Raw genomic sequence first — 25,262 nt, 5'->3', positions numbered from 1 at the left:
CATCGGCGCCGACCGCGGCCATACGCCCGACATGGCGGAAAAGCTGCGCAGCATCAACTGGGGACTGATCTTCCTGTTGAGCGTGATCGCGGGCATCGGCTTCATGGTGCTCTATTCCGCCGCCAACGCCAGCTTCGACCCCTGGGCGTCGAAATCGATGATGCGCTACGGCATCTCCCTGGTCCTGCTGCTGGGCGTGGCGCTGGTCGACGTGCGCTTCTGGCTGAAGGCGGCCTATCCGATCTATCTGCTGGGCCTGGTGTTGCTGATCGCGGTCGACCTGCACGGCCGCACCGGCCTCGGCGCCCAGCGCTGGATCGAACTGGGGCCGCTGTCGCTGCAGCCGTCGGAGTTGATGAAGATCGGTCTCGTCATGGTGCTGGCGCATTATTTCAACGGCTGCACCGTGGAAGAGGTCGGCCGGGTGCGCTACCTGGTCTATCCGCTGCTGCTGCTGGCGGTGCCGGCGGCTTTGGTGATGAAGCAGCCCGACCTGGGCACGGCGATGATGCTGGTGATGTCGACCGGCGGCATCTTCTTCCTGGCCGGCGTGCGCCTGTGGAAATTCGCCATCGCGATTGCCGCCGGGGCCGGGCTGGTGCCGATCGCCTTCGGCTTCATGCGGGATTATCAGAAGAAGCGCATCCTGACCTTCCTCAATCCCGAGAACGACAGCCTTGGGGCGGGATACCACATCACCCAGTCCAAGATCGCGCTGGGCTCGGGCGGCATGTGGGGCAAGGGCTATCTGGAAGGCACGCAGAGCCACCTCAACTTCCTGCCCGAAAAACACACCGACTTCATCTTCACCATGTTCGCCGAGGAATTCGGCATGGCGGGCGGCTGCGTGCTGCTGGCGCTCTATGCTCTGGTCGTCGCCTACGGCTTCGCGATCGGGCTCCGCTGCCGCAATCATTTCGGCCGGATGCTGGCACTGGGCGTCACGTTCAACTTCTTTCTCTACGTCTTCATCAACACGGCGATGGTCATGGGCTTGATCCCCGTGGTGGGCGTGCCCCTGCCGCTGATTTCGTACGGCGGCACCGCGATGCTGACCCTGATGTTCGGTTTCGGGCTGGTCGTCAGCGTCTATATCCACCGCGACGTGCGGATCAACCGGCGCGGCGAGTCCGAGAGTTGACGCAAGCTTTTCCCGCGCATCCCCCGCATGCAAACCCGCGCTGGACAGGCGCGCGGATATTTCCTATAGAAGCGCTCCTTCGGTTGCCCCGGAGCCCAGGTAGCTCAGTTGGTAGAGCATGCGACTGAAAATCGCAGTGTCGGTGGTTCGATTCCGCCCCTGGGCACCATTCCCCAAATAGGTCCTTCCTCCTCAAGACCTTAGGGATTATCAAGGCGTTAGGTCTCGTCGCTGGTACACAGCGGTGGGTGACAATGCCTCTCCGAATGGCTCGTCCAATGCGTCGCACCGACGCTGGAACGACCTGCTAAGATCCTGCAATGAAGCACTCGCATTCACACTTGTGGCCAGGCGTGCCGTTGGCTCTGCTCTCCGCCGTCCTGTTCGGGGCGTCGGCCCCTCTCGCCAAGCTGCTGCTCGGCGCAGTGTCTCCGCAACTGCTGGCCGGGCTGCTCTACCTCGCTGCGGGTATCGGCCTGGCGGTCGTGCATGGCGTCCGGGCTGCGCTCGGCATCCCGGCACCGGAAGCCCCGCTACGCCGTCACGATGTGCCATGGCTGGTGGCGGTCGTCTTCTTCGGCGGCTTTGCCGGGCCGTTGCTGTTGATGCTGGGACTGGCGCGTACCTCGGCCGCATCCGGCTCTCTGTTGCTCAACCTCGAAGGGCTGGCCACCATGCTGATTGCATGGGTGGTGTTCCGGGAGAACGTCGACCGGCGGCTGATGCTGGGGGCCTTCACTATCCTCGCCGGCGCAGGAGTGTTGTCGTGGAACGGTGAAAGCGTGCACCTCGATGCCGGCTCGGCACTCATCGCCGCCGCCTGCCTCGCGTGGGGCATCGACAACAATCTGACGCGCAAGCTGTCCTCGGCCGATCCCGCGGTGACGGCTACCGTCAAAGGCCTCGCGGCGGGTAGCGTGAACGTGGGTCTGGCCTTGCTGCTCGGTGCGACCGTGCCGCCCCTGGCGGCGATCGGCGGCGCGGCCGTGGTCGGCTTTCTGGGTGTCGGGGTGAGCCTGGTCCTGTTCATGCTGGCGCTGCGCCACCTCGGCGCGGCAAGGACAGGGGCATATTTCTCACTCGCGCCTTTCATTGGTGCAGCGATTGCCGTCGCGATCCTTGGGGAGCCGGTGACGGTCCAGCTTGTCGGTGCCGGGCTGCTGATGGGCATGGGCTTGTGGCTGCATCTGGCCGAGCGGCATGAGCATGAGCACGTCCACGAGGCGATGGAACATGAGCATGTCCACGTCCATGACGAACATCACCAGCACGAGCATGAGGGGCCGTTGACGGAGCCTCACTCGCATCGACACCGACACAGGCCGCTAAAACATACCCACGCTCACTATCCCGACCTGCATCATCATCACGGCCACGGTTGAGGCTTAGCCAGCTCAGGACGGAATTGCGCCGCGTTCTGCCGAATGCCGGGCCTTGCAAGGGGTCCGCCAGACCGGTACATAAGCCGTCTTCGCGACGAGAAAATTCTATATATTGCAATGAGATACTGCCCAGGGGGCCAGCCGTCGCTTCGATCAAGGGTGCCGGGCGAGGAAGCGCTTGAGCCGCTCGTGTTGCGGGTTGTCGAAAACCCCGACCGGCGTACCGCTTTCGACGACCCTTCCCTGATCCAGGAACCAGATGGTATCCGCCACCTCGCGGGCGAAGCCCATTTCATGGGTGACGGCGATCATCGTCATCCCGCTCTGTGCCAGCGATTTCATCACCTGCAGCACCTCGCCGACCATCTCGGGATCGAGCGCGCTGGTCGGCTCGTCGAACAGCATGATTTCCGGATCCATCGCGAGCGCCCGGGCGATCGCCACGCGCTGACGCTGGCCGCCGGACAGCCTCGCCGGCATCGCATCGGCCTTCTCGGCCAGCCCGACCCGGGCAAGCTCCAGCATTCCCCGTCCGCGGGCCTCGACCTTCGACATTTTCCGCAAGCGCTCGAGGCCGAGGGTCACGTTTTGGAGGGCGGTCAGGTGCGGGAACAGGTTGAACGCCTGGAAGACGAAGCCGACCCGCTGGCGCAGCCGGTTGATGTCGACCGCGCCCGACGCGACATCGACGCCGCCGACGAGGACGTGGCCCCTCTGGATCGGCTCGAGCCGCGTCACGGTCCGGATCAGGGTCGACTTGCCGGAGCCCGACGGTCCGAGCAGCACCAGCACCTCGCCCTGCTCGACCTCGCCGGAAATGCCGCCCAGCACCTGGAGCGGGCCGAACCATTTTTCGACGTTGTCGAAGCGGATCATCGGCGCGCTCATGCCGGTTGCGCGGCGAGATTGCCGCCGCGCCCGGTCGAGATCCGGCGCTCCAGCAATCGCGCCAGCGACGTCAGCGCGAAACACAGCGTGAAATAGGTGAGTGCCAGCAGGCCGTAGACTTCGAAGGGCTTCGTCATGAGCTGATTGTTCACCTGGCTCGCGGCGAACGTCACCTCGTTGGCGCTGATGACGTAGCCCAGCGAGGTTTCCTTGATGGTCGAGACGAACTGGCTGACCATGCTCGGCAACATGTTGTGGAGCGCCTGCGGCAGTACGATCCTGAAGGTGGTCGGGAAATAGCCGAGGCCGAGCGCTTTCGCCGCTTCGACCTGACCCTGCGGCAGGCCCTGGATGCCGGCCCGGATGATTTCCGAAAGATAGCTCGCCTCATAGATCACCAGCGCGATGATCAGCGTCTCGACGCCGCCGATGGCCCGGCCGATGACCAGGGGGGCCACGAAATAGGCCCAGAAGACGAACATGAGCAGCGGCAGCCCGCGCACGGTGTGCGTGACGGCGGCCGCCGGCAGCCGCAGCCAGGCGAACGGGCTCAACCGGGCCAGGGCCAGGCAGATGGCGAAGGGAAAGCTGAGCGCGAGGCCGAGCGTCGCCATGAACAGGGTCATGGCGAGCCCTCCGACCGGTCCGTGGGGATATTGGCCGATGAGGAACAGCAGCCAATTGTCCTGCAGGATCTGGAGCATCAGCGGACCTCCAGCTTGAATCGGCGATCCGCGTAATTTCCCGCCGCCATGATGGCGAAGGAAATGGCGAGATAGATCACGGTGGCGATCGCGAAAGCCTCGAAGGTCTTGAAGGTGTAGCTGTCGACCTCGCGCGTGCGATAGGTAAGCTCGGCAACGCCGATCGCCATGGCCAGGCTGGTGTTCTTGAACAGCAGCAGGGTCTGGTTGATCAGCGGCGGAATGACGATGCGGAGCGCCTGCGGAAGAATGACCGAACTCATGGCCTGGAGATAGCTGAAGCCGATCGAACGGGCCGCCTCGTACTGGGTCTTCGGAATGGAGCGGATGCCGCTGCGCAGATCCTCGGAAATATAGGCCGCACTGGCGAGGCCGAGCGCGACCGTCGCCAGCAGGAATTCGCTATGATGGCCATTGATCCAGACGCGCATCGTCCGCGGCAGAAGCTGCGGAATGGCGAAGTACCAGACGAAGATCTGCACGAGCAGCGGCACGTTGCGGTGAAATTCGACATAGAGCGCCACGAGCCATTCGAGCGGCCGGAACGGGACCATGCGGACGAGCGTCAGAAGGATGCCCATCGTCATGCCGAGCACCCAGGCCGCGATCGTCAGCCCGATCGTGGTGGCGGTGCCCCAGATGAACCAGTCGAGATATCGGCCGGTCAGGATGGCGGCGGGATCGAAGACGTAACCCATCGGTTGAGATCTCGAAACGGTGGCGGGATCAAGCGCCCCGCAAGATGCGGCCTCAGCCCTTGATCTCTTCGATCTTGAAATCCAGCTTCATGCCATAGGCGGTCGCAGGCCCGAACCAGGTCGCGAAGATCCTGCCGGCTTCGCCGGAGGCATCGAGCGCCGTCAGCGTCTTGTCGACCTGGTCCTTGAAAGCCGTTTCGCCCTTGCGGATGCCGAGACCCCAGGGTTCGACGAAGACCGACTTTTCGACGATGGCCATGGGCGAAGAGGCCTCCGCCTGCTTGCGCAACTTCACCAGGATCAGTTCGGACGCGCAGAAGCCATCGACCTTGCCTTGCGCCACCGCGAGAAACGCCGAGGACGGATCCTGGAACGTCACGGTTTCCGCGGTCGGGATGACGCGTCGCACGCCCTGTTCGGAAGACGAGCCCTTGAGCGCGCTGATTTTCTTGCCGGCCAGCTGATCGAGGGTCGTGATGCCGGCATCGGCCGCCACCATGACCTTCTGCTGGCTGACGAAATACGAGTAGCTGTAGTCGATCTGCTGGGCGCGCTCCGGCGACCAGCCGAGATTGGCGGCCAGGATATCGACGCGCCCCTGCAGCAGTTCAGGAATGCGGGCTTCGACCGCCATGGGCTTCACCTCGAGCTTCACGCCGAGCCCGTCGGCGACCTTGCGGCACATGTCGATATCATAGCCGACGATTTCGCGGGTCTTCGGATCCTGGAAGCTGAACGGCTCCGCCGTGCCCAACGTGCCGCAGACGAGCGTGCCGCGCGCCTTGATGTCGGCTAGCTGGTCCGCGCGGGCGACCGCGGCGGAACCCGCGGTCAAGGCCACGCCCAACGCAAAAATCCGAAGCATGTTCATGGATATCCCCTCGTCCTCTGGGTTCGGTTACCGAAGTGCTGCACAGGCCTTTGCCAGGCGCGCGCAGGCTTGTTCGATGTTGCTCAGCGAGGTCGCGATCGACAGGCGCAAATAGGGCGACAAACCATAGGCGGTGCCGTCGACCATGGCGACGCCGGCTGCATCGAGGAAATGCATGACAATGTCGAAGTCGGTTTCGAGAACCTTGCCCTCCGGCGTCGTTTTGCCGATCAACCCCGCGCAGGACGGATAGACGTAGAACGCGCCGTCAGGCGACCGGCAACTGAGGCCCGGGATCGCGTTCAGCAGCGCGACCGCGCGATCCCGCCGCGCCCGATAGGCCGCCCGCGCTTCCGCCACGAAGCTCTGGTCGCCGTTCAGCGCCGCGGTCGCCGCCGCCTGGCTGGTCGAACTGACGCAAGAGGTCGATTGCGATTGGATCGTGTTCATCGCTGCGATCAACGCAACCGGACCGGCGCCATACCCGATCCGGAAACCGGTCATGGCATAGGTCTTCGAAACGCCGTTGACCAGCAGCGTCCGGCCGGCGAGTCCTGGCTCGATCACCACCGGGCAGACCGGCGGGCCATCGTCGAAACGGATGTGCTCGTAGATGTCGTCCGTCATCAGGGCGACGTGCGGGTGGCGGATCAGCACGTCGGTCAACGCGCGCATTTCGCCTGCGGAATAGAACGCGCCGGTCGGGTTGCAGGGTGAATTCAGCATGACCCAGCGCGTCCTGGGCGTGATCGCCTGCTCCAGCGCTTCGGCCGACAGCTTGAAACCGGCGTTCTCGCCGCAGGGAACGACGACCGGCGTGCCGTCGCAGGCGAGCACCATGTCCGGATACGACACCCAGTACGGGGCCGGAATGACCACTTCGTCGCCGGAGCCGATGGTGGCGGCGAGCGCGTTATAGATCACCTGCTTGGCGCCGCTGCCCACCGCGATCTGGTTGATCTCGTATTGGACACCGTTTTCGCGCGCCAGCTTGGCAATGATGGCTTTGCGCAATGTCGGCGTGCCGTTCACGGGCGTGTAACGGGTCTCTCCCGCCTCGAGCGCGGCCACGACCGCGGCGGCGATGTGTTTCGGCGTGTCGAAATCCGGCTCGCCCGCGGTGAGGTCGATGATGTCGCGTCCCTGCGCCTGGAGTTGCCGGGCCCGGTCGCGCGCCACCATGCTGGGCGACGGCTTGATGCGTTGGATCCGTGCCGACAGCGGGATCGCTTGGGCGGCGGCGCTCATCGGGCACCGTCCCGCGGATCCGCGATGCCCGACGCGCCGATGTAGGAATTGTCGAATTTGCCCGCGCGGATCGCGTCCAGGGCGTGGGCCTCGCGCGCCTCCTGCTGGTGCACGAGCACCATCAGCTCGGCCGCCACCGAACGGTCGAAGACGACGACGCCATCCTCGTCGCCCAGGACCACGTCGCCGGGCATCACCACCATGCCGTCGATCGCGACCGGGACATTGATCTCGCCCGGGCCGGACTTATAAGGGCCGCGGTGGGTGACGCCGCGGGCGAAACACGGGAAATCCGACGCCGTGAAAGCCGCGACGTCGCGGATGGCGCCGTCGATGACGAAGCCGGCGACGCCAAGTGCCCGGGCCCGGCTCATCATGATTTCGCCGACCAGCGCCTGGCCGATGTCGCCGCCGCCGTCGACCACCAGGACGTCGCCCGGCCGCAGCAGCTCGTAAGCCTTGTGCAGCGCCATGTTGTCTCCGGCCCGGGTCTTGACCGTGACGGCGGTTCCGATGAGCCGCGCGCCCCGATGAAACGGCTTCAGCTGCCGCGTCCCGTGCAGGCGGTTCATGTTGTCGGACACGACCGCGACGGCCGCGTTGCGGAAACCATCGAGCACTTCCGATGGAACGGAAGGTGACGAGGGATGGAGACGGTGACCGGGTACGGGCATGGATCAGCACGATTGTTGCGCGCCGTAGCGCTGATTTGAAATAATCTGCAGAGATATTTACATGAATAAAAGCGAATATTTTTCGCTATTATGTATCGCTTTTCTTCATGTCATTGGCCAGGGCGCATGTCGATCACCCTCAAGCAGGTGGAAGCCTTCTACTGGATCGCGAAGCTGGGCAGCGTGGTCGATGCCGCGGGCCGGCTGAACCTGGCGCAATCGACGATCTCGAAGCGCCTTCTCGAACTGGAAGAACTCATCGGGACCCGCCTGTTCGACCGGAGCAATCGGGCGGTCAGCCTGACACGGAGCGGCGAAAACCTCGTTGCCGTCGCCGCGGAGCTGTTGAAGCTTGAGGCGCGTTTTCGCGAGACGGCGGCCGGACCCCTGGCCTTCAGCGGCCCGTTCCGCTTCGGCGTCACCGAACTCGTGGCCCTGACCTGGTTGCCGAAGCTGATCGTCGCGATGAAGGAGGGCTATCCGGACGTCGTGCCGGAGCCGGAAGTGGATGCCAGCGTAAACATGTTCGACAAGTTGGCGGACCGCCGGCTCGATCTCGTGATCGGCCTCGATCCACCCTCCAATGCCGATTTCAGGAACGTGCCGCTCGACAGCGTCACGCTGCAATGGATGAGCGCGCCCGGTGTCGGTCCGGAGGGCGACCTGGTGCCGATCGCGGAGATCGCGAACTACCCGATCCTCACCCAGGCGGAGGGTTCCGGCCTGCAGAAGCTCGTCGTCGACTGGCTCGGCGCAAGTGGCATCAAGTTCAACCGCATCGTTAAATGCAACAGTCTCAGCGTGTTGTCCGCGCTCGCAGCGGCCGGATTGGGCACTACGTTTCTGACCGAGCAATATTTCCTGCCCGAAATCAGCAGCGGTCAGCTGCGGGTGATCAAGACCACGCCAAAAATTCCGCCGATCCAGTATTTCGCCGTCTTTCGGGCCGATGCGCTCGATCCGTTGGCCGAACAGATCGCGCAGATCACGCGACGGTGCTGCGACTTCTCGCTGCGCCGGGTCCCGAGCAGGTAGATCATGGCGTCGATCGTCCTTCGGTCGATGCGGATGCGATCTCCACTCGGGGGCCGCGCGCGGGCGCATTGCGGTTGACCAGCCAAAGCGCGACGCCGATCAGGATGCCGCCGACGCCCTGCTGCCACGATAAGGGCGCGTCCAGCACGAAGAAGGACAAGACGACGGTGAAGAGCGGGGCGAGGAAGAGGAAGCCGCTGGCTTTCGTAGCTCCTCCCTTGCCGAGTGCCACGAACCAGAGCCCGAACGATCCGGTCGACGCGGGCACGGCCAGCCACAGGAACCATCCCCATTGCGGGATGGTCATGGTGTCCGGCCATCGCTGGCCCAGACCATAGGCGAGGCCGAGCAGGGCCAGCGACCCGACCGACATCTGCCAGAAGCTCAAGGCCCAGGGGCCGATCGGCAGGCCCGCCCGCTTGTTCACCAGCGTCGCGACGGCCCAGCACAGCGAGGAGCCCAGCCCGATCATCTCGCCGCTCACGCTGTCTCCAACCGACAGCAATTCCGGCCCGGCCCCGATCGCGCAGCCGACGCCGATCAGGCCGAGGACGAGCCCGGCCAATCGGCTGGCCGGCAGCGCCTCTCTGAGGAACAGGCGCCCCAGCAGCGCCACCCAGATCGGGTTGGTGAACAGCAGGATCGCCGCCGTCGAGGCGGAAATCGAATTCATCGCGAGAAAGAGGAGGCCCATCACCGCCCCTGTCTGCAGGAGGCCGATCAGGATGACCAATGCGGCCCCGCGGCGGCCGACCGCTTTGGGAAAGAGCGCCCGACGCGGGCCGCCCTCCAGTAGGACCAGCGGCAGGGTCGCCAGGGCGGCGACGAAGAACCGCCATCCGACGAGCAGCAGCGACGGGATGCCGACCTGTAGCAGGATCTTGCCGGCGACGAAGCTGGATCCCATGAGGAACGTCGCCGCCGCGAGGGTAATGGCGAATTCGATCGTCCGATGCCGGCTGGGGCCTCGACCCGGAGCGTTCATTCTCGACCCCCAACCGAACCTCGGGTTTCCTCAGACCGACTTCACTTCGCCACCATCCATGCGGAGCGTGGAGCCGGTCATCCAGCGTGCACCGGGCGAGACCAGGAACGCCATCAACTCCGCAATCTCCTGCGGTTCGCCATATCGCGCGATCCCGGCTTCCTTGGGGAAGTTGGCCGTTGCCTGTTCGACCGTCATGTCGTGCAGCGGCGCCCAGTGCTCGAGATAGGACTTGCGGCGGCCGGTCATCACCGGGCCGGGCAGGACGCTGTTGACCTGGACGCCATCGGCGATACCGCGGTCCGAGAATGCCTTCGCCAGCGCGACGATCGCGGCATTGATCGTGCCCACAGCCGCATAGGGTGCTTTGGGAAACAGGGCCGAATTGCCCGACATCAAGACGACGGATCCCTTGGCCACCTTCAGCGCCGGCCACGCGGCGATGGTCAGCCGCCGCGCGCCATGCAGCTTCAACGCCAGCCCGCCCTCCCACTGTTCGTCGGTCATTTCGAACAGGTCGATCTGGGGCACCGCACCGGCGATGTTGAGCAGGGCGTCGATGCGACCGACCGCGGCCACCGCCCGATCGACCACCGCTTGCGCCGCCTCGGGCTCAGCCAGATCGGCATCGATGATCAGCGCTTTCGCACCGGCCGCCTTCACCGCCGCGGCGGTCTGCTCCAGGTTCGTGCGATCCCGCGCGACCAGGACCAGTGCTGAGAAGTCGCGGGCAAGGCGGATGGCCGTGGCCTGACCGATGCCCTGGCTGGCTCCGGTAACGATGGCAACTGAGTTCGTCATCCTGTTTCTCCTATGTCGAGCGGTTACGAGGGCTGCGGGAAAGCGGCGAAGGTCAGTCCGCCGAAGCCCCCTCGATCGCCTCGCGGATGATGTCCAGGACGATGGATGGCGCGCTCACCATCGGCGTGTGATCGACGGGATGGGAGCGGGTCCGGGCCTTCATGCGCCCGGCCATGAAACGTTGGTTCGCCTCGACGATCATGCGGTCCTGCTCGGCAACGAGGAACCAGGACGGCCGGTCCTTCCACAGCGGGCGATCCACCGGCACCGTGATGCACGCCGGCGAGATCGGCTGCTGAACCGCCGCCAGAACGGCCAGTTCCTCCGCCGAGGCATGCTGCGCGAAGGCGTCGGCGAACGCCGTCTCGGGCAAGAAGATCAGTCCGTGACGATCGGGGGCGAGCGTCGGTGCCTGTGGGTGAGGTTCGGTGCGATAGAACACGTCCGCGACCGTCTCTCCCTCGTCGGGGGCGAGGGCCGCCACATAGACGAGCGCCTTTACCCGCTCGCTGCGCGTCGCGGCGATCACGGCGCCGGCGTAGGCGTGACCGACCAGGACGACCGGGCCTGTGGCGCGCTCGATCGTCCGATCGAGCGCGGCCACGTCGTCGCGGAACGACGTCAGTGGCAGAGGTGCCGCCATCACCGCGAAACCGTCGGCTTTCAGCGGCCCGATGACCTTCGACCAACTGGAGCCGTCGGCCCAGGCGCCGTGGACGAGGACAACATGCATATTCCCGTTCATCGCCGTTCTCCCAGGATCATGGTTGCGTAACCATTATGTTCGTATTGAGAAGGTTATGTGAGAATGTGAGGTAACTTGTCAATGGTCTTCTGAGGGGTTATTTGACACCCTCATGCATGGTGGGCGCTCCGACGAGGCGTCGCGAGACCGGATGAGGAGTTGCGATGGGCCGCCTTCCCGCGATTTTTGTCGGCGATGCGCCGGGGCTGGATTTCCTGAATTCGATCGCGACGCCGATCGATATCCCCGTCGATTGGATCGGCGATGGCGAGGGGTTGCTCGCCTGGCTGGAGCAAGCGCAGCTTATGCGCGCCGATGAGCTCGAGAGCATTCGAACGCGCGCCCTGCCTGGTGAACTCGATATGGTGGCCGATCAGGCGAGGGCGCTGCGCGAGTGGTTCGGGGGCTTCGTGCGGCAGCACAAGGGACGGCCGTTGATCGCGGAGGACCTCCGCGAGCTGGAACCGCTCAATCGCTTGCTGGAGCGGGACGAGGCTTTCGGCCGGCTCGTGCCGCAGCAGGGGACGGGGAATGGCGCCTTGGAGCTTCGCTTCACGCGTCGATGGCGGTCGCCGGAGGCGCTGCTGCTTCCGATCGGAGAGGCGCTGGCTCGGCTCGTCTGCGCCGAGGATTTCTCCCACGTGAAGGCTTGTGAAGGACCAGCCTGCACGTTGCTTTTCGCCGACCATACGCGCGGGCATGGCCGACGATGGTGCAGCATGGCCATCTGCGGCAATCGGGCAAAGCAGGCCGCGCACCGGCATCGGCTCAAGGCCCACCGTCCCTAGGAGGCGGAGCATTGTCACAGTGTTGCGCTAGACGGCTTCCCATGCGTTGGGAATGTTGGCTCCATCCGACGATCCAGCTGCGAGGGCCGACACCATGCCGACCGACGACAAACATTCGCTCGACCTCAGCCGCCGCAAGTTGCTCGCGGCCGCCGGCCTCTACGGCGGGGCCGCGACCTTGGCCGCCGTCCTGCCGGCCGGGTCGGCAGCGGCGGCACCCGCGCCCCGCACCGCCGCCGATCCGGTGGCGACGTCACCGGTCGCCGGCCTGCATCTGCAGTTCGGCGCGGATGCGTCGTCCGAGGTCGTGGTGTCCTGGCACACGCTGGAGGCCGTTCGCCATCCCCGCGTGATGGTCGGGCGGCTCGACGGCAAGCTCGAGCACGCGGTCGCGGCCGAACAGGTCAGCTACGTCGACGGCAAGTCCAAGCAGACCGTCTATGCCTATCACGCGAAGATCCGCGGCCTGAAGCCGAATGCGGCTTACCTCTATGGTGCCATCCACGACGGGGCTCAGGCGGAGTTCGGAACGTTCCGCACCGCGCCGCGCGGTCGGGCGGCTTTCACCTTCACCAGTTTCGGCGACCAGGGCACGCCGACCCTGGGCCGGAAATTCGCCCTGCCGCCGGGCGTGACGTTGCCCAATCCACCGGCCTTCGTGAACGACAATCTCGGCTCGCCGGCGGCAGGCGACACCACGCTGGGCGTCGAGCGGCTGCAGCCGCTGTTCCACCTGTTCAACGGCGACCTCTGTTATGCCAATCTCGCCCAGGATCGGGTGCGGACCTGGTGGGATTTCTGGGAAAACAACAGCCGCAGCGCCCGCAACCGGCCCTGGATGCCGTCGCCCGGCAATCATGAGAACGAGCTGGGGAACGGCCCGATCGGCTACCAGGCCTACCAGACCTATTTCTCGGTGCCCGAATCGGCCGGCCAGACCGACGTGACCAAGGGCCTCTGGTACGCCTTCACCGCCGGCTCGGTGCGTATCGTCAGCATCGCCAACGACGACATCTGCTACCAGGATGCCGGCAATTCCTATGTCCGGGGCTATTCGTCCGGCGCCCAGAAGGCCTGGCTGGAGAAGGAACTGGCCGCCGCACGGACCGACCGCGCCATCGACTGGATCGTGGTGTGCATGCATCAGGTTGCGATCTCCACCGCCGACAAGGCCAATGGCGCGGATCTCGGCATCCGCGAGGAATGGGTGCCGCTGTTCGACAAATACGGGGTCGACCTGGTGGTATGCGGCCACGAGCATCATTACGAGCGCTCCCACCCGGTCCGCGGCCGGGAAGCGAACCAGACCCTGACGCCGGTTCCGGCCGCGACGGCGACCGATGTGATCGATACCACCAAGGGCACGGTGCATATGGTGATCGGCGGCGGCGGGACCTCGGCTCCATCGAACCAGCTGTTGTTCGACCCGCCGCAATGCCGGGTCATCACCGCCGTCGCGGCGTCGCCCGACCCGGCCACGGGCAAGCGCGCGCCGGTCTATGTGACCGAGCACGCGCCCTGGTCGGCGGTGCGGAACGCCGCGCAATCCTATGGCTTCGCCGCCTTCACCGTCGATCCGGGCTCGCACCCCGGCGACATCACGACGATCAAGGTCACCTATTACGACGTGGTCGGCCTGAACGGGCAGATCGCGCCGTTCGAAAGCTTCATGCTGCAACGCCCCCGCCGCGACTAGCCGGACGAGGGATGCCGGGGTTCCACGGGCTGCCATAACCTCTGAGAATGAGAGCAGACGGTTTTGGACTTGGACAGATTGCTCGCGGCCTGATGATGTTTTGACCTCGGCTCATTCGTCTCGGGGTGGAAGCATGCTGAAGGTCGCGGCTCGGATTGCGTGCCTGCTGTTCGTCCTGTGGCTTCCTCTGCCGGTGATGGCCGAGGAGAGCATCTTGCAGGTCGGCGTCGGTTCCGGGGACCCGGCAACGCTCGATCCCCACCGCGCCAGCGCCACGGGCGACATGACGCTGATCGGCTGGATCTACAACGCCCTCGTCCGTTTCAAGCCCGGCAGCGCGGATCCGCGGGATCTCGAACCCGACCTCGCCCAGAGCTGGGAGACCTCGGCCGACGGAAAGACCTGGACCTTCCACCTGCGTCACGGGGTCGAATTCCAGGGCGACTGGGGCGAGCTGACGGCGGACGACGTGGTCTATTCGCTCAACCGGTCCGCCGACCCGAAGCGCTCGACCTTCTCGTCGGATTTCGCCTCGATCGACAGCGTCACCCGGCTCGATGATTATACGGTGAGGATCGCGCTCAAATATCCGGATGCGAGCTTCCTCGGCCGTGTCTCGAACTATCACGGCGGCAATATCATCAGCCGCAAGGCGGCCGAGAAATTCGGCGATGATTTCGGCCATCACCCCGTTGGCACCGGCCCGTTCGCCTTCGTGGAGCAGGTGACCCAGCAATATGTGAAGCTGGCGGCCCACCAGGCCTATTTCCGCGGCAAGCCCAAGATCGACACGATCATCGTGCGCAACATTCCGTCCGACGGCACCCGCGAACTCGCCTTCACGTCGGGAGAGCTCGACCTGATGGATGGCAAGCGCGAACAGCGCTGGGTCGATGCCGCGCGCAAGCGACCGGGCTATAACGTCGACATCTTCCAGCCGGGCGAATACCGGCTGCTCCACATCAACCAGAACAGCCCGCCGCTCAACGACATAAGGGTGCGCCAGGCGATCGCGGCCGCGATCAATGTCGACGACCTGGTGCATTACGTCGGAAAGGACGTCGGCCCCAAGGGCTGTTCGATCGTCCCGCCGGGGTATCTCGGCGAGGATTGCTCGGTCGGCAGCTATGTCTTCGATCCCGCAAAGGCCAGGGCGCTGCTGGCGGAGGCCGGGCATGCCGACGGGATCACTTTAAAGGCGATCGTCTCGAACATCTCGGCCCAGAAGCCGTTCATGGAGGTCATGCAGGCCCAGTTGGCCAAAGTCGGCATCAAGCTGGAACTACAGGTCGTCGATCATCCGACCTATCAAAGCCAGGTCCGGCGGGACTTGAGCGCGCTCGTCTTCTACGGTGCCGCGCGCTTCCCGATCGCCGATACCTATCTCAGCGAATTCTTCCATTCCAGGGCGATCGTCGGCACGCCGACCGCCGCCAGCAACTTCTCCCATTGCGCGGTCGCCGACCACGAGATCGAGGCGGCGCGCGTGGCCCCCGACGCAGAAGGGCAAAAGGCGATGTGGAAGGAGGCGCAGCGCAAGATCATGGCGGACGTCTGCGCCATACCACTGTTCGACCTGCGGCAGGTCTGGGTCCATAGCGATCGGCTCGACTATGGCTACGATCTCAAGGGTGCCTTGAATCTGGCGCCGCCGATCACCGAGCTGTCGACCGTGAAGCCGCATTGAGCGGTGCGGCCGCCTCAGGCTTCGGCGATGATCGTGCGCGAGATCGCTGCAGCCGCCTCGCGCGTCACGTCCAGATAGGCGTCGACCAGGCGCGCGTTCCGGCTGTCGCGGAGCCGGCAGAGCTGAAAATCGAGCTGGATCGTGGGTTCGAACCGCCGGATGGCGAGCTTCTCGCGCAGGCCACCGACGATCAGCGGATGCACCAGCGAAACGCCGACGCCGGCGGCGACGAACTCGCACAGGGTCGGCGACACGTTGACGATCATGGCCGGATCGAGCTCGACGCCGTGGGCCTTCAACACGCTCGCCACGCGCTGGCTGGTATGGCTCTCCGGGTCGAAGGAGATGAAAGGAACGTCGATCAGGTCGGCCGGCACGATCACGGCCTTGGCTGCGAGCGGATGGCCGAGCGGCAGGATGCAGACGACCGGCTGTCCCATCATCGGTTCGGCCACGATATAGGGATTGTCGATCGGGGCGATGACCAGGCCGACGTCGAGCTTGCGGGTGACGAGGCCGTCGGTGATCCATTGCGAACTGCGCGACTGGATCGAGCAGAACACGCCGGGCTGGCGGGCGAGAAAGGCGGCGGTCGCCTGCTGGATGAACGAGCCGGAGAGCGCCGGCATGACACCGATGAGGATCCGCCCCTGCTCGTCGCGGCGGATCGTGTCGATGGCGTTCTCGACCTGCCGGACTCCGGCGAAGATGCGGTCGATCTCTTCGTAGAGCCGCATCCCGCGACGGGTCGGCGCCAGGCGGCCCTTCACCCGGTCGAACAGCCGCAGCCCCGCATCTTCTTCCAGGTGCGCGATCAGCTTGCTCATCGCGGGCTGGGAAACGTTCAGCATTTCTGCCGCCCGACTGACCGTCCCATGCTCGATCACCGCTTTGAAGGCCTCGATCTGCCTCAGATTGATTCGTCGCGTCATTCCATAACCCAAATGAATAGAGTGCGAAGGAAAAGGACTTTGACGCCATGGAGCGTGGGTCCTAGCGTCGAGGGCGGCAAGGGGGAATCTCATGCGGCCTGACATCGTGGTGATTGGAGCGGGTACGGTAGGGGCGGCGATCGCCTATGGCCTGGCATTGCGGGGCGAGCATGTCCTGCTGCTCGACGGCGACGACGGAGACTTCCGGGCGGCGCGCGCCAATTTCGGCCTGGTCTGGTTGCAGGGCAAAGGCCTTGGCATGCCGGCCTACCAGGGGCTGACGCGACGTAGCATCGGGATGTGGCGGGGTTTTGCAGAAGAACTCGAAGGGCGCAGCGACACGGGCCTCTGCTACGAGCAGAACGGCGGGCTGGCTTTCTGCCTCGGTGCCGACGCGTTCGAGGCGCGCCAGGCCGTGCTGCGGCGCTTGCACAATCAGTGGGACGGTGGTGAGCCGGACTGGGAGATGGTCGATCGGTCCGGATTGGAACGACTGCTGCCGAAGGTGACGCTCGGGCCGGACGTGACGGGGGCGAGCTTCGGGCATCGCGACGGCCATGCCAATCCTCTGCGGCTTCTGGCGGCGTTGCATGCTGCGGTGATCCAGCTCGGCGGCCTCGTTCGCAGCAATGCGCGCGTGAACGGGATCGATGGCGCCGGGGCCGACTTCCGCCTGGCCATCGGCGACGAGGTCATCTCGGCCCCTCGTATCGTCATCGCAGCCGGCCTCGGCACCCAGGCTTTGGCCCGGCAGGTCGGGCTCGACGTGCCGTTGCGACCCGAGCGGGGGCAGATCCTGGTCACCGAGCGGCTGGACCCGCTCCTGCCGCTGCCGGGAGGCGGCCTGCGTCAGACTGCGGACGGGACGGTCATGATTGGCGCGACGAACGAAGACGTCGGTTACAATCTGTCGACGACGGGCGCTGCCGCGGCTCATCTCAGCCGGACCGCGATACGGATCATTCCGGCTTTGGCCGGGGCAGGCCTCGTTCGGCAATGGGCCGGGTTGCGAGTCCTGACGCCGGACAGCTACCCGATCTACACCCAGTCCGTGAGCCATCCCGGCGCCTTCGTCGCGGTCTGCCATTCCGGCGTCACGCTCGCCGCCTTCCACGCGGGCGTGCTCGCCACCGCCATCGCGGCCGGTGCGTTGCCCGACGATCTTTCACCCTTTCATCAGAGTCGTTTCGATGTTCCGCAAGCTGCATGACCCCGGCGCCGACGGCGTGACGATCTACATCGACGGCGAGGCGGTCGCCGCCGAGGCCGGGGAAAGCCTCGCCGCCGTCATGCTGCGGCAGTCCGCGCCCTGGACCAGGACGACGCCGGTGTCCGGCAGTCCCCGCGCCCCTTATTGCCTGATGGGCGTGTGCTTCGAATGCCTGGCCGAGGTCGACGGCATTGCGTCCATGCAGACGTGCCTCACGCCGGTGAAGGCCGGCATGCGCGTGGTCCGCCAGCAGGGTCGCAGAGTGCTGACGGCATGAGCGCGGTCGATCTGCTGATCGTCGGTGCCGGCCCCGCCGGCATGGCCGCCGCCGTCGCTGCCCGGCGCCATGGGCTGACCGTGCTGGTCGTCGACGACCAGCCGGCCCCGGGCGGACAGATCTGGCGCGGGGTCGAGACAGTCGCCGCCACCCCGCGCGGCGCCCGACTGGGCGCATCCTATCGCTCCGGCGCCGAGCGGGCGGCGGGCTTTCGGGCGTGCGGGGCGACCTACGAGCCCGGCAGCCAGCTGTGGCAGATCGAGCCGGGCTTCCGGGCCTTCCTGACGCGCAATGGTACCGCGCGCACCGTCACGGCCAAGGCGATCGTCCTCGCGACCGGTGCCCAGGAGCGCCCGGCGCCGTTTCCGGGCTGGACGTTGCCGGGCGTCCTGACGGTCGGTGCCGCTCAGATATTGCTCAAGACTGCCGACACCGTTCCGGTGCAGCCGGTCTGGATTGCCGGCTCGGGACCGCTGCCGCTGCTCTACATGACGCAACTCCTGGCGGCCGGCGGCAAGATCGCCGGCTTCCTCGACACCACGCCGCACGGCCGGATGATGGCGGCCTTGCCGCACCTGCCCGGTGCCCTGTCCAGCCTGGGCGATCTCGTCAAGGGCCTGGCCTGGACGCTGGCGCTCAAGCGTGCCGGCGTTCCCGTGATCCGCCACGTCACGGAACTCGTGGCCGAAGGCGAGGGGCGGCTCCAGACCCTGCGGTATCGTACCGAGGACGGGCGCGATGGCACCGTTCCGGCCGAAGTCCTGCTGGTGCACGAAGGCGTGGTGCCCAGCATTCACGCGCCCTTGGCGCTCGGCTGCGCGGTCGAGTGGCACGCGAGACAGCTGTGCTACGTCCCGAAGCTCGACGCCTGGGGTGAGAGCTCCCAGCCCGGCATATTCGTGGCCGGGGACGGGGCCGGTATCGGCGGTGTCGGGGCGGCGGAATTGCGCGGACGATTGGCCGGGCTTAGAGCGGCGGTCACGATCGGCGGCCTGGCGGCAGCTGAGGTCGAGGCCGAAGCGCGCCCGTTGCACCGAAGCCTCGCGCGCGCGCTGGCGCTGCGCCCCTTCCTGGACGTGCTGTTCGCGCCGAGGGCGCAGGTCTTCGCACCCCCCGATGCGACCATCGTCTGTCGTTGCGAAGAGGTTACCGCCGGCGACATCCGCGCGCGCGCGGCGCTGGGACGCCCCGGACCGAACCAGCTCAAGGCCTTCACCCGGGCCGGGATGGGGCCATGCCAGGGCCGGCAATGCGGCTACACGGTCATGCATCTCGTCGCCGCGGCCCAGCAGCGCCCGGTCGGCGAGGTCGGCTTCTACCGCGTCAGGCCGCCGTTGAAGCCCGTGACATTGGGCGAACTCGCCAGTCTCGACGAGACGGATCCGGTCTCGTGAGCGTGCCGGGCTTCGATGTCGCGGTGGTCGGCGGCGGGCTGCATGGCCTGTCGGCGGCGCTCCATCTGGCCCGGGCTGGCCGACGCACGGTCGTGCTCGAGCGGGCCTGGGTCGGCCGGCACGCCTCCAGTGCCACCGCGGCCGGTGTCCGTACCCTCGGGCGCGACCTGGCGGAGGTGCCGATCTCGCTCGAAGCGATGGAGATGTGGCACCGGATCGAAGCCCTCGTCGGCGACGATTGCGGCTTCCATGCCGACGGCCAGATCCGTGTCGCCGAATTCGACCGGCATTGGCCGGACCTGCTCGAGCGCGAGGCACGGATGCGGGCGCTCGGCTATACCCACGAGGAACTGATCGATGCGGCCGAGCTGCGCCGCCTGGCGCCGGCATTGAGCCCGCACTGCGTCGGTGCGCTCGTCGCCCGCCGGGACGGTGCCGCCGATCCGCACCGGACGATCGTGGCCTTCCGCCGATCCTGCGAGGCCGCGGGTGTCACGATCATCGAAGGTTGCGGCCTGGACGCGGTCGAGCGCCAGGGGCCGGATTGGCTGCTCCGCTCGGGAACGCGCCGCTTCGTGGCTTCCGCCGTGGTCAATGCCGGCGGCGCCTGGGCCGGCAGGCTCGCCGCCCTGTTCGGCGACGAGATCGAACTCGGCATGAAGGCCTCGATGATGATCGTGACGGAACGGCTGGCCCCGTTCATCGACCCCGTCGTCAGCGTCGTCGGGCGCGCCCTGTCGTTCAAGCAGTCGGATCAGGGGACCCTGGTAATCGGCGGCGGCCTGCAAGGGGTGGCCGATCTCGACCGGCAGAGCAGCAGCGTCGATTTCGCGAACCTGGCCAAGGGGGCGCGCGCGGCGGTCGATCTGTTCCCGCTGGTGGGCGACGTGCGCATCGCGCGCAGCTGGACCGGGATCGAGGCCAAGACCCGCGACCTGCTGCCGGTGATCGGCGCCTCGCCGAACCAGCCCGGCCTGTTCCATGCATTCGGCTTCTCCGGCCACGGCTTCCAACTGGTGCCCGTCGTCGGCGCGATCCTCAGTGATCTCATCGTCGAGGGTGGGACCCAGCGTCAGATCGCGGGTTTCATGCCGGAGCGCCTGATGGCGAAGCGGGCGGCGGCATGAGGGATGATCATGCCTCCAGGGGTGCGGCAAAGCCCCGGTCGCGCATCAGGGCATCGACCGTGGCGTCGCGGCCGCGGAAGTCGCGGAAGGCGTCGCCCGGATCGCGCTTGTTGCCGATGGACAGGACGCCATCGAGCAGTCGGCGGGCCAGGTCCTTGTCGTAGAAACCACCGGGTGCCGCCGCAAAGGCTTCGGCCGCGTCGGCCGTCAGCGTGTCCGCCCAGATGTAGTTGTAATAGCCGGCGGCATAACTCTCGGACGCGAACATGTGGGTGAACGCGGCCAAGGGATGGCGCAACACCATCTCCGTCGGCATGCCGATCTCGCTCAGCACCTGCGCCTCGAATGCCGCGGGATCGATGGCGGTGTCGCCGGCCAGATGGGCCTTCAGGTCGATGATCGCGTTGGACAGGTATTCTGCGGTCTGGAAGCCCTGGCGAAAGGCCTGGGCGCGCAGGATCTTGTCGACCAGCGCCTTCGGCATCGGCTCTCCGGTCCGGTAATGCAGCGCGAAACGGCCAAGCAGCTCCCGCGTCGGCAGCCAATGCTCGAACAGTTGGCTGGGCAGTTCCACGAAGTCGCGCAGCACCGCCGTTCCCGCCAGGGACGGATAGGTGACGTCGGAGTTGAGGCCGTGCAGGCCATGGCCGAATTCGTGGAACAACGTCACGGCGTCGGTCCAGGAGATCAAGGTCGGCTCGCCCGCCGCGCCTTTCAGATAGTTTTCATTGTTCGAGATGATCGGCGTGACCGCAACACCGCCCAGCCGCTGCTGGGTGCGGTATTCGTTCATCCAGGCGCCCGAACTCTTGCCCGGCCGCGCATAGAAATCGAAGTAGAAGAGCCCGATCCGCTCACCGTCGCGGGTCGCCTCATAGACCACGACGTCGGGATGGTAGACCGGCAGATCGTGGACCTGGGTGAAGCGCAGGCCGAACAGCTCGCCCGCGGCCCAGAACATCGCCTCGACCATCTTGGTCAGTTGCAGGTACGGCTTCACTTCCGTTTCGTCATAGGCGTACTTCGCCTTGCGCACCTTCTCGGCGTAATGGCGATAGTCGAACGGGGCGATCGATGCGTTCGCGCCCTCGGCGACCGCGACCTCGGCCATCTCCGCCGCCTCTTCGCGCACCCGGGCGGTCGCGGGGTGCCAGATGTCGGTCAGCAGCTTCAGTGCCGCCTCGGGCGTCTTCGCCATCTGTCCGTCTGCGATCCAATGAGCGAAGGTCGGATGGCCGAGCAGCCGGGCTTTTTCGGCGCGCAGCTTCAGGATCTCGGTCATGATCGGACGGTTGTCGCCGGCACCACGGGCCTGCCAGAGCTTCAGGGCCTTTTCGCGCAGATCCCGCCGCGCCGAGTACGTCAGGAACGGGTCCATCGCCGAACGGGTATTGGCGATCGCCCACTTGCCGGGCAGGCCGCGGGCCGTCGCGGTCGCAGCCGCCGCTTCGATCTGTTGCGGGGACAGACCGTCGAGATCCGCCGCGCTGTCGAGGACCAGCGCCTCGCCCTCTTCGTCCGCCAGCACGTTCTGGGAGAAGCGCGTCTGCAACGAGGCGAGTTCCTGGTTGATCGCCTGCAACCGCGCCTTGGCAGCGGCGTCGAGGCCCGCACCCCGGCGCACGAAGCGGTCGTGGATCACGAACGCGAGCCGCTGCTGCTCGGCATCGAGGCCGGCGCGCTCCCGTGCCTCGAAGACCGCCGCCACGCGGGCGTAGAGGGCCTGATTATGCGTGATCTCGTCGGCGAGGGCCGCGAGCTTGGGAGCGAACGCCGTTTGCACCAGGCGCATCGCCTGGTCGTTCATCGTCGAGGTGTAGACCTGGAGCAGCTTGACCGCCTGGGCGAGTTGCGGGCCCGAAGCCTCCAGCGCCTCCAGCGTATTGGCGAAGGTAGCGGGCTGGGGATTGGCCGCAATGGCGGCCACGTCGGCACGCTTCTCGGCGATGGCAGCGTCGAGCGCCGGCGGAAAATGCTCGGTCCTGATCTTGTCGAACGGCGGAGCGCCGCCGTAAGGGCCGGTCCACGCAGAGAGAACGGGGTTTTCGGCGGGATGGGACATGAAGGCTCCTCGGGGCTGGTCGGAGCCGGAGCTTAGGGCCGAAGCGCCCGCAGGAAAAGTAACGAAGCAGGCGGCGTGGCGCGCTCGCCCCCAACGGCTTCTCCTTGGATTCGCGCTATCGACGTTCCCGGCCCAGGATCTGGGAGAGCGCCAGCAGCAATGACGAGACCAGGATCATCACCGTGGAGATCGCGGCGATGGTCGGGTCGATCTGATCGCGCAGGGCGTTGAACATGTTGCGCGTCAATGTCGAATTGTCGCCGCCCGACACGAACAGCGCGATGACCACTTCGTCGAACGAGGTCAGGAACGACAGAACGGCGGCGGTCATGATGGCGAAGCGGATCTGCGGCAGCGTGACCAGCAGGAACGCCCTCAGCCGCGAGGCGCCCAGGCTGCGCGCCGCGGTCTCCTGGTTCATGTCGTAGCTTTTCAGCGCCGAGGTGACGACCAGCACCACCAGAGGCAGGGCCAGCATGCTGTGCGCCAGCACGATGCCCACCAGCGTGTTGACCAGCTTCAGACGGACATAGGCGTAGAACACGCCGATGCCGACCAGGACGACCGGCGTAATGATCGGCGTCAGCAGCAGCGGCATGGCCAGGGACGTGAAGCGCAGGCGCGACTGGAACAGGCCGTAGGCCGCCATGGTGCCGAGCGGAGTCGCCAGGAGCGCGGTCAGCGAGGCCGCCTTGAGCGAGGTCGCCGTTGCCTGCATCCATTTGTCGGACTGGAAATAGCTCTCATACCAGCGGAACGACCATTCGCGCGGCGGAAATTCCAGATATTGCGAAGCGGAGAAAGACATCGGGATCACGACGAGCGTCGGCAGGACCAGGAACGCCAGGACCAGGCCCGTGATCAGATAGAGCCACAGCCGCGACCGGTGCGGGATCTGCGTCTCGGTGGCCGATCGGCCGAGCCAGCTCATGGCCCGTGCCCACCGAAGATCCGGCCGAGCGGGGTCAGCCGCGAGGCGACGGCGAGCACGATCATGGTCGCCACCAGGAGCACGACACCCAGAGCGCTGGCGGCTCCCCAGTTGAAGAACAGCTCGACATCGTTCGCGACCCGGTTTGCGACCATGATCACCTTGCCGCCGCCCAGCATGGCGGGCGTGATGTAGAAGCCCAGGCACAGGATGAACACGATGGTGGATCCTGCGAGCAGGCCGGGCAGGGACAGCGGAAAGAACACTTGCCAGAAGGCACGGATCGGGCCGGCGCCCAGGTTGGCCGCGGCCTTCAGGTAATTGCGATCGATCGCCCGCATCGAGCCGTAGAGCGGCAGGATCAGAAACGGCAGCATGATGTGGACCATGCCCAGCAGCGTGCCGCCCGGATTGTAGACGAGCGGCAGAGGCTCGTCCCACAACCCCAGCTCGATGCCCCAGGTGTTGACCAGCCCATGGCGCTGCAGCAGCACCAGCCAGGCATAGGTCCGCACCAGGATCGAGGTCCAGAACGGCAGCAGCACGCCGATCATCAACAGGTTGGCGACGCGCGGCGACAGTTGCGACAGGAGATAGGCCAGCGGATAGCCCAGCAGCACGCAGATCGCCGTCGCGGCCGCGCTGATCTCGAATGTCGTGGCGAAGATGCGTCCATAGGACGGCTGCTCGACCAATCGCCGATAATTCTCGAGACTGATGCTGCCGTCGTCGGCCAGCAACGACAACGAGAACAGCCACGCGATCGGCAGGATCATCGTGATGGTGACCAGCACCAGGGCCGGCAGGGTCAGGCCGAACAGCGCCAGCCGTTCGCGGAACGCATCGCGGCGAAGCTCGTCGGCATTCAGCGCGCTCACTTGCGTCGCTCGTCGGCCAGCAACACGGTGTCTTCGGGGGCGAGCCCGAACATGACCGGCGCACCGGGCCGCGGAAGCGTCGCCATCGCGTCCTGGGTCGAGACGCCGCGCAAGGCCACGGCGCTGCCGTCGGCCAGACGGGCCTGCAGCTGGAAACTGTCACCCTGATAGACCACCTGCTCGACGGTGCCGCGCAGGATGTTGAGATGATCCGGCGCCGTCGCTCCCAGCAGCTGCAGCCGCTCGGGCCGCAGCATCAGCAGGCAGTTGCCGTCGACGACCGGACAGTCGCGGATCTTCAGCCGGTGGCCGTCGTGGAAGAAGCTATCGCCGGTTCGCTCCACGGGCAGGAACGCGGACTCGCCGATGAATTCGGCGACGAAGCGGTTGGCGGGGTGCTCGTAGAGCCGTCGGGGCGCATCCAGCTGCAGGACCCGCCCTTGGCTGATGACCGCGACGCGGTCCGACATGGTCAGGGCTTCGCGCTGGTCGTGGGTGACATAAACCGTGGTCATGCCCAGCTTGTCATGCAGGCGCCGAAGCTCGATCTGCATATGCTCGCGCAATTGCTTGTCGAGAGCCGACAGCGGCTCGTCCATCAGCAGGATGCGCGGCTCGAACACGATGGCGCGGGCCAGGGCCACGCGCTGCCTCTGGCCGCCGGACAATTGCTCGATGCCGCGCGCGCCATAGCCGGCCAGTTGCACCGTCTCCAGCGCCTGTTCGACGCGGGCGGCGATGTCGGCCTTGGACACCCGGCGCAGGCGCAGGGGAAAGCCCACGTTCGAAGCGACGTTCATATGCGGGAACAGGGCGTAGTTCTGGAACACCATGCCGACGTCGCGCTTGTGCGGGGCGACGCGGATCATCTCGGTTTCGCCGAACCTCAGGCTGCCGCTGTCGGGCCGGATGAAACCTGCCAGCACCATCAGCAAGGTCGTCTTGCCCGAGCCGGACGGTCCGAGCAGCGTCAGGAACTCGCCGCTGCGGACCGCCAGATCGACCTGGTCCAGCGCCCGGACCCTGCCGTAGGACTTGGCGATCTGGTGCGCGTAGATCGGTAGGGATGCTGCGCGAACCATTTACCAGCCGCCTCGTGCAGGAGTTC

General features: G+C 66.2%; 24 protein-coding genes and 1 tRNA gene. 11 read left to right on the top strand and 14 right to left on the bottom strand.

Annotation, left to right across the window (positions count from 1 at the left end):
- The first annotated feature begins 31 nt into the window (after window positions 1-31).
- The 3 genes from rodA to VGV37_RS11525 all read left to right on the top strand — a co-directional run bounded on the left by rodA (window position 32) and on the right by VGV37_RS11525 (window position 2,523).
- Window positions 32-1,141 (top strand): rod shape-determining protein RodA, encoded by a 1,110-nt coding sequence (gene rodA, locus VGV37_RS11535; protein WP_326879847.1) that lies wholly within the window; start codon window positions 32-34, stop codon window positions 1,139-1,141.
- 93 nt (window positions 1,142-1,234) lie between these two features.
- Window positions 1,235-1,310: transfer RNA gene (locus tag VGV37_RS11530), tRNA-Phe, on the top strand.
- Between the two features lie 184 nt (window positions 1,311-1,494).
- Window positions 1,495-2,523: a DMT family transporter gene (locus VGV37_RS11525; RefSeq protein ID WP_414637976.1), complete on the top strand. Its 1,029-nt coding sequence runs from the start codon at window positions 1,495-1,497 to the stop codon at window positions 2,521-2,523.
- Window positions 2,524-2,676: 153 nt separating this feature from the next.
- Here VGV37_RS11525 and VGV37_RS11520 read toward each other — a convergent pair whose 3' ends face one another.
- From VGV37_RS11520 to VGV37_RS11495, 6 genes are read right to left on the bottom strand one after another with little or no spacing between them, the layout of a single operon-like run.
- Window positions 2,677-3,399: an amino acid ABC transporter ATP-binding protein gene (locus VGV37_RS11520; protein WP_326879816.1), complete on the bottom strand. Its 723-nt coding sequence runs from the start codon at window positions 3,397-3,399 to the stop codon at window positions 2,677-2,679.
- Window positions 3,400-3,407: 8 nt separating this feature from the next.
- Window positions 3,408-4,115 (bottom strand): amino acid ABC transporter permease, encoded by a 708-nt coding sequence (locus tag VGV37_RS11515; RefSeq protein ID WP_326879815.1) that lies wholly within the window; start codon window positions 4,113-4,115, stop codon window positions 3,408-3,410.
- Window positions 4,115-4,813 (bottom strand): amino acid ABC transporter permease, encoded by a 699-nt coding sequence (locus VGV37_RS11510; RefSeq protein WP_326879814.1) that lies wholly within the window; start codon window positions 4,811-4,813, stop codon window positions 4,115-4,117. The genes VGV37_RS11515 and VGV37_RS11510 overlap by 1 nt, the downstream gene beginning before the upstream one ends.
- A 52-nt stretch (window positions 4,814-4,865) precedes the next feature.
- Complete coding sequence (locus VGV37_RS11505) at window positions 4,866-5,678, bottom strand: ABC transporter substrate-binding protein (protein WP_326879813.1); 813 nt, start codon at window positions 5,676-5,678, stop codon at window positions 4,866-4,868.
- A 33-nt stretch (window positions 5,679-5,711) separates the two neighbouring features.
- The gene (locus VGV37_RS11500) at window positions 5,712-6,932 is read right to left on the bottom strand and encodes an aspartate transaminase (protein ID WP_326879812.1); all 1,221 of its coding nucleotides are present in this window, start codon (window positions 6,930-6,932) and stop codon (window positions 5,712-5,714) included.
- Window positions 6,929-7,606 (bottom strand): RraA family protein, encoded by a 678-nt coding sequence (locus tag VGV37_RS11495; protein ID WP_326879811.1) that lies wholly within the window; start codon window positions 7,604-7,606, stop codon window positions 6,929-6,931. The genes VGV37_RS11500 and VGV37_RS11495 overlap by 4 nt, the downstream gene beginning before the upstream one ends.
- Window positions 7,607-7,732: 126 nt before the next feature.
- On the opposite strand from VGV37_RS11495, the gene VGV37_RS11490 reads away from it, so the two are divergent.
- Window positions 7,733-8,641, top strand: coding sequence for a LysR family transcriptional regulator (locus VGV37_RS11490; protein ID WP_326879810.1), 909 nt, complete (start codon window positions 7,733-7,735; stop codon window positions 8,639-8,641).
- Between the two features lies 1 nt (window position 8,642).
- On the opposite strand, the gene VGV37_RS11485 is transcribed toward VGV37_RS11490, so the two are convergent.
- From VGV37_RS11485 to VGV37_RS11475, 3 genes are read right to left on the bottom strand one after another with little or no spacing between them, the layout of a single operon-like run.
- Window positions 8,643-9,626: a DMT family transporter gene (locus VGV37_RS11485; protein ID WP_326879809.1), complete on the bottom strand. Its 984-nt coding sequence runs from the start codon at window positions 9,624-9,626 to the stop codon at window positions 8,643-8,645.
- A gap of 30 nt (window positions 9,627-9,656) precedes the next feature.
- On the bottom strand, window positions 9,657-10,427 hold the full coding sequence (locus VGV37_RS11480; RefSeq protein WP_326879808.1) for an SDR family oxidoreductase: 771 nt from the start codon (window positions 10,425-10,427) through the stop codon (window positions 9,657-9,659).
- 52 nt (window positions 10,428-10,479) lie between these two features.
- Complete coding sequence (locus VGV37_RS11475) at window positions 10,480-11,172, bottom strand: alpha/beta hydrolase (RefSeq protein WP_326879807.1); 693 nt, start codon at window positions 11,170-11,172, stop codon at window positions 10,480-10,482.
- A 164-nt stretch (window positions 11,173-11,336) separates the two neighbouring features.
- On the opposite strand from VGV37_RS11475, the gene VGV37_RS11470 reads away from it, so the two are divergent.
- The 3 genes from VGV37_RS11470 (at window position 11,337) to VGV37_RS11460 (ending at window position 15,343) form a co-directional block, all read left to right on the top strand.
- Entirely contained in the window at window positions 11,337-11,960 is a 624-nt protein-coding gene (locus VGV37_RS11470) for a CGNR zinc finger domain-containing protein (protein WP_326879806.1), read from the top strand.
- 94 nt (window positions 11,961-12,054) lie between these two features.
- On the top strand, window positions 12,055-13,656 hold the full coding sequence (locus VGV37_RS11465) for a metallophosphoesterase family protein (RefSeq protein WP_326879805.1): 1,602 nt from the start codon (window positions 12,055-12,057) through the stop codon (window positions 13,654-13,656).
- A 133-nt stretch (window positions 13,657-13,789) separates the two neighbouring features.
- Window positions 13,790-15,343, top strand: coding sequence for an ABC transporter substrate-binding protein (locus tag VGV37_RS11460; RefSeq protein WP_326879804.1), 1,554 nt, complete (start codon window positions 13,790-13,792; stop codon window positions 15,341-15,343).
- Window positions 15,344-15,357: 14 nt separating this feature from the next.
- On the opposite strand, the gene VGV37_RS11455 is transcribed toward VGV37_RS11460, so the two are convergent.
- Window positions 15,358-16,275: a LysR substrate-binding domain-containing protein gene (locus tag VGV37_RS11455; protein WP_326879803.1), complete on the bottom strand. Its 918-nt coding sequence runs from the start codon at window positions 16,273-16,275 to the stop codon at window positions 15,358-15,360.
- Window positions 16,276-16,366: 91 nt separating this feature from the next.
- Here VGV37_RS11455 and VGV37_RS11450 point away from each other — a divergent pair, with 91 nt between their 5' ends.
- The 4 genes from VGV37_RS11450 to VGV37_RS11435 are packed head-to-tail and all read left to right on the top strand — an operon-like array spanning window position 16,367 to window position 20,283.
- Window positions 16,367-17,485 (top strand): FAD-binding oxidoreductase, encoded by a 1,119-nt coding sequence (locus VGV37_RS11450; protein ID WP_326879802.1) that lies wholly within the window; start codon window positions 16,367-16,369, stop codon window positions 17,483-17,485.
- Window positions 17,466-17,762 (top strand): (2Fe-2S)-binding protein, encoded by a 297-nt coding sequence (locus VGV37_RS11445; protein ID WP_326879801.1) that lies wholly within the window; start codon window positions 17,466-17,468, stop codon window positions 17,760-17,762. Before VGV37_RS11450 ends, VGV37_RS11445 begins: the two co-directional genes overlap by 20 nt.
- The gene (locus VGV37_RS11440) at window positions 17,759-19,156 is read left to right on the top strand and encodes an NAD(P)/FAD-dependent oxidoreductase (protein WP_326879800.1); all 1,398 of its coding nucleotides are present in this window, start codon (window positions 17,759-17,761) and stop codon (window positions 19,154-19,156) included. Before VGV37_RS11445 ends, VGV37_RS11440 begins: the two co-directional genes overlap by 4 nt.
- On the top strand, window positions 19,153-20,283 hold the full coding sequence (locus VGV37_RS11435) for an FAD-dependent oxidoreductase (RefSeq protein ID WP_326879799.1): 1,131 nt from the start codon (window positions 19,153-19,155) through the stop codon (window positions 20,281-20,283). Before VGV37_RS11440 ends, VGV37_RS11435 begins: the two co-directional genes overlap by 4 nt.
- Window positions 20,284-20,290: 7 nt before the next feature.
- Here the strand turns inward: VGV37_RS11435 and VGV37_RS11430 are convergent, their stop codons facing one another.
- From VGV37_RS11430 to VGV37_RS11415, 4 genes are all read right to left on the bottom strand, one after another.
- Entirely contained in the window at window positions 20,291-22,345 is a 2,055-nt protein-coding gene (locus VGV37_RS11430) for a M3 family metallopeptidase (protein ID WP_326879798.1), read from the bottom strand.
- A 115-nt stretch (window positions 22,346-22,460) separates the two neighbouring features.
- The gene (locus VGV37_RS11425) at window positions 22,461-23,276 is read right to left on the bottom strand and encodes an ABC transporter permease (protein ID WP_326879797.1); all 816 of its coding nucleotides are present in this window, start codon (window positions 23,274-23,276) and stop codon (window positions 22,461-22,463) included.
- On the bottom strand, window positions 23,273-24,154 hold the full coding sequence (locus VGV37_RS11420; protein ID WP_326879796.1) for an ABC transporter permease: 882 nt from the start codon (window positions 24,152-24,154) through the stop codon (window positions 23,273-23,275). The genes VGV37_RS11425 and VGV37_RS11420 overlap by 4 nt, the downstream gene beginning before the upstream one ends.
- The gene (locus VGV37_RS11415; protein WP_326879795.1) at window positions 24,151-25,236 is read right to left on the bottom strand and encodes an ABC transporter ATP-binding protein; all 1,086 of its coding nucleotides are present in this window, start codon (window positions 25,234-25,236) and stop codon (window positions 24,151-24,153) included. The genes VGV37_RS11420 and VGV37_RS11415 overlap by 4 nt, the downstream gene beginning before the upstream one ends.
- Window positions 25,237-25,262: the final 26 nt, after the last annotated feature.

Source organism: Aliidongia sp., from assembly GCF_035943795.1.
In the GTDB taxonomy this organism is placed as follows: Bacteria; Pseudomonadota; Alphaproteobacteria; order ATCC43930; family CGMCC-115725; genus Aliidongia.
The sequence above is the reverse complement of the archived record's forward strand: the minus strand, read 5'-3'. Positions and strand labels throughout refer to the sequence as shown.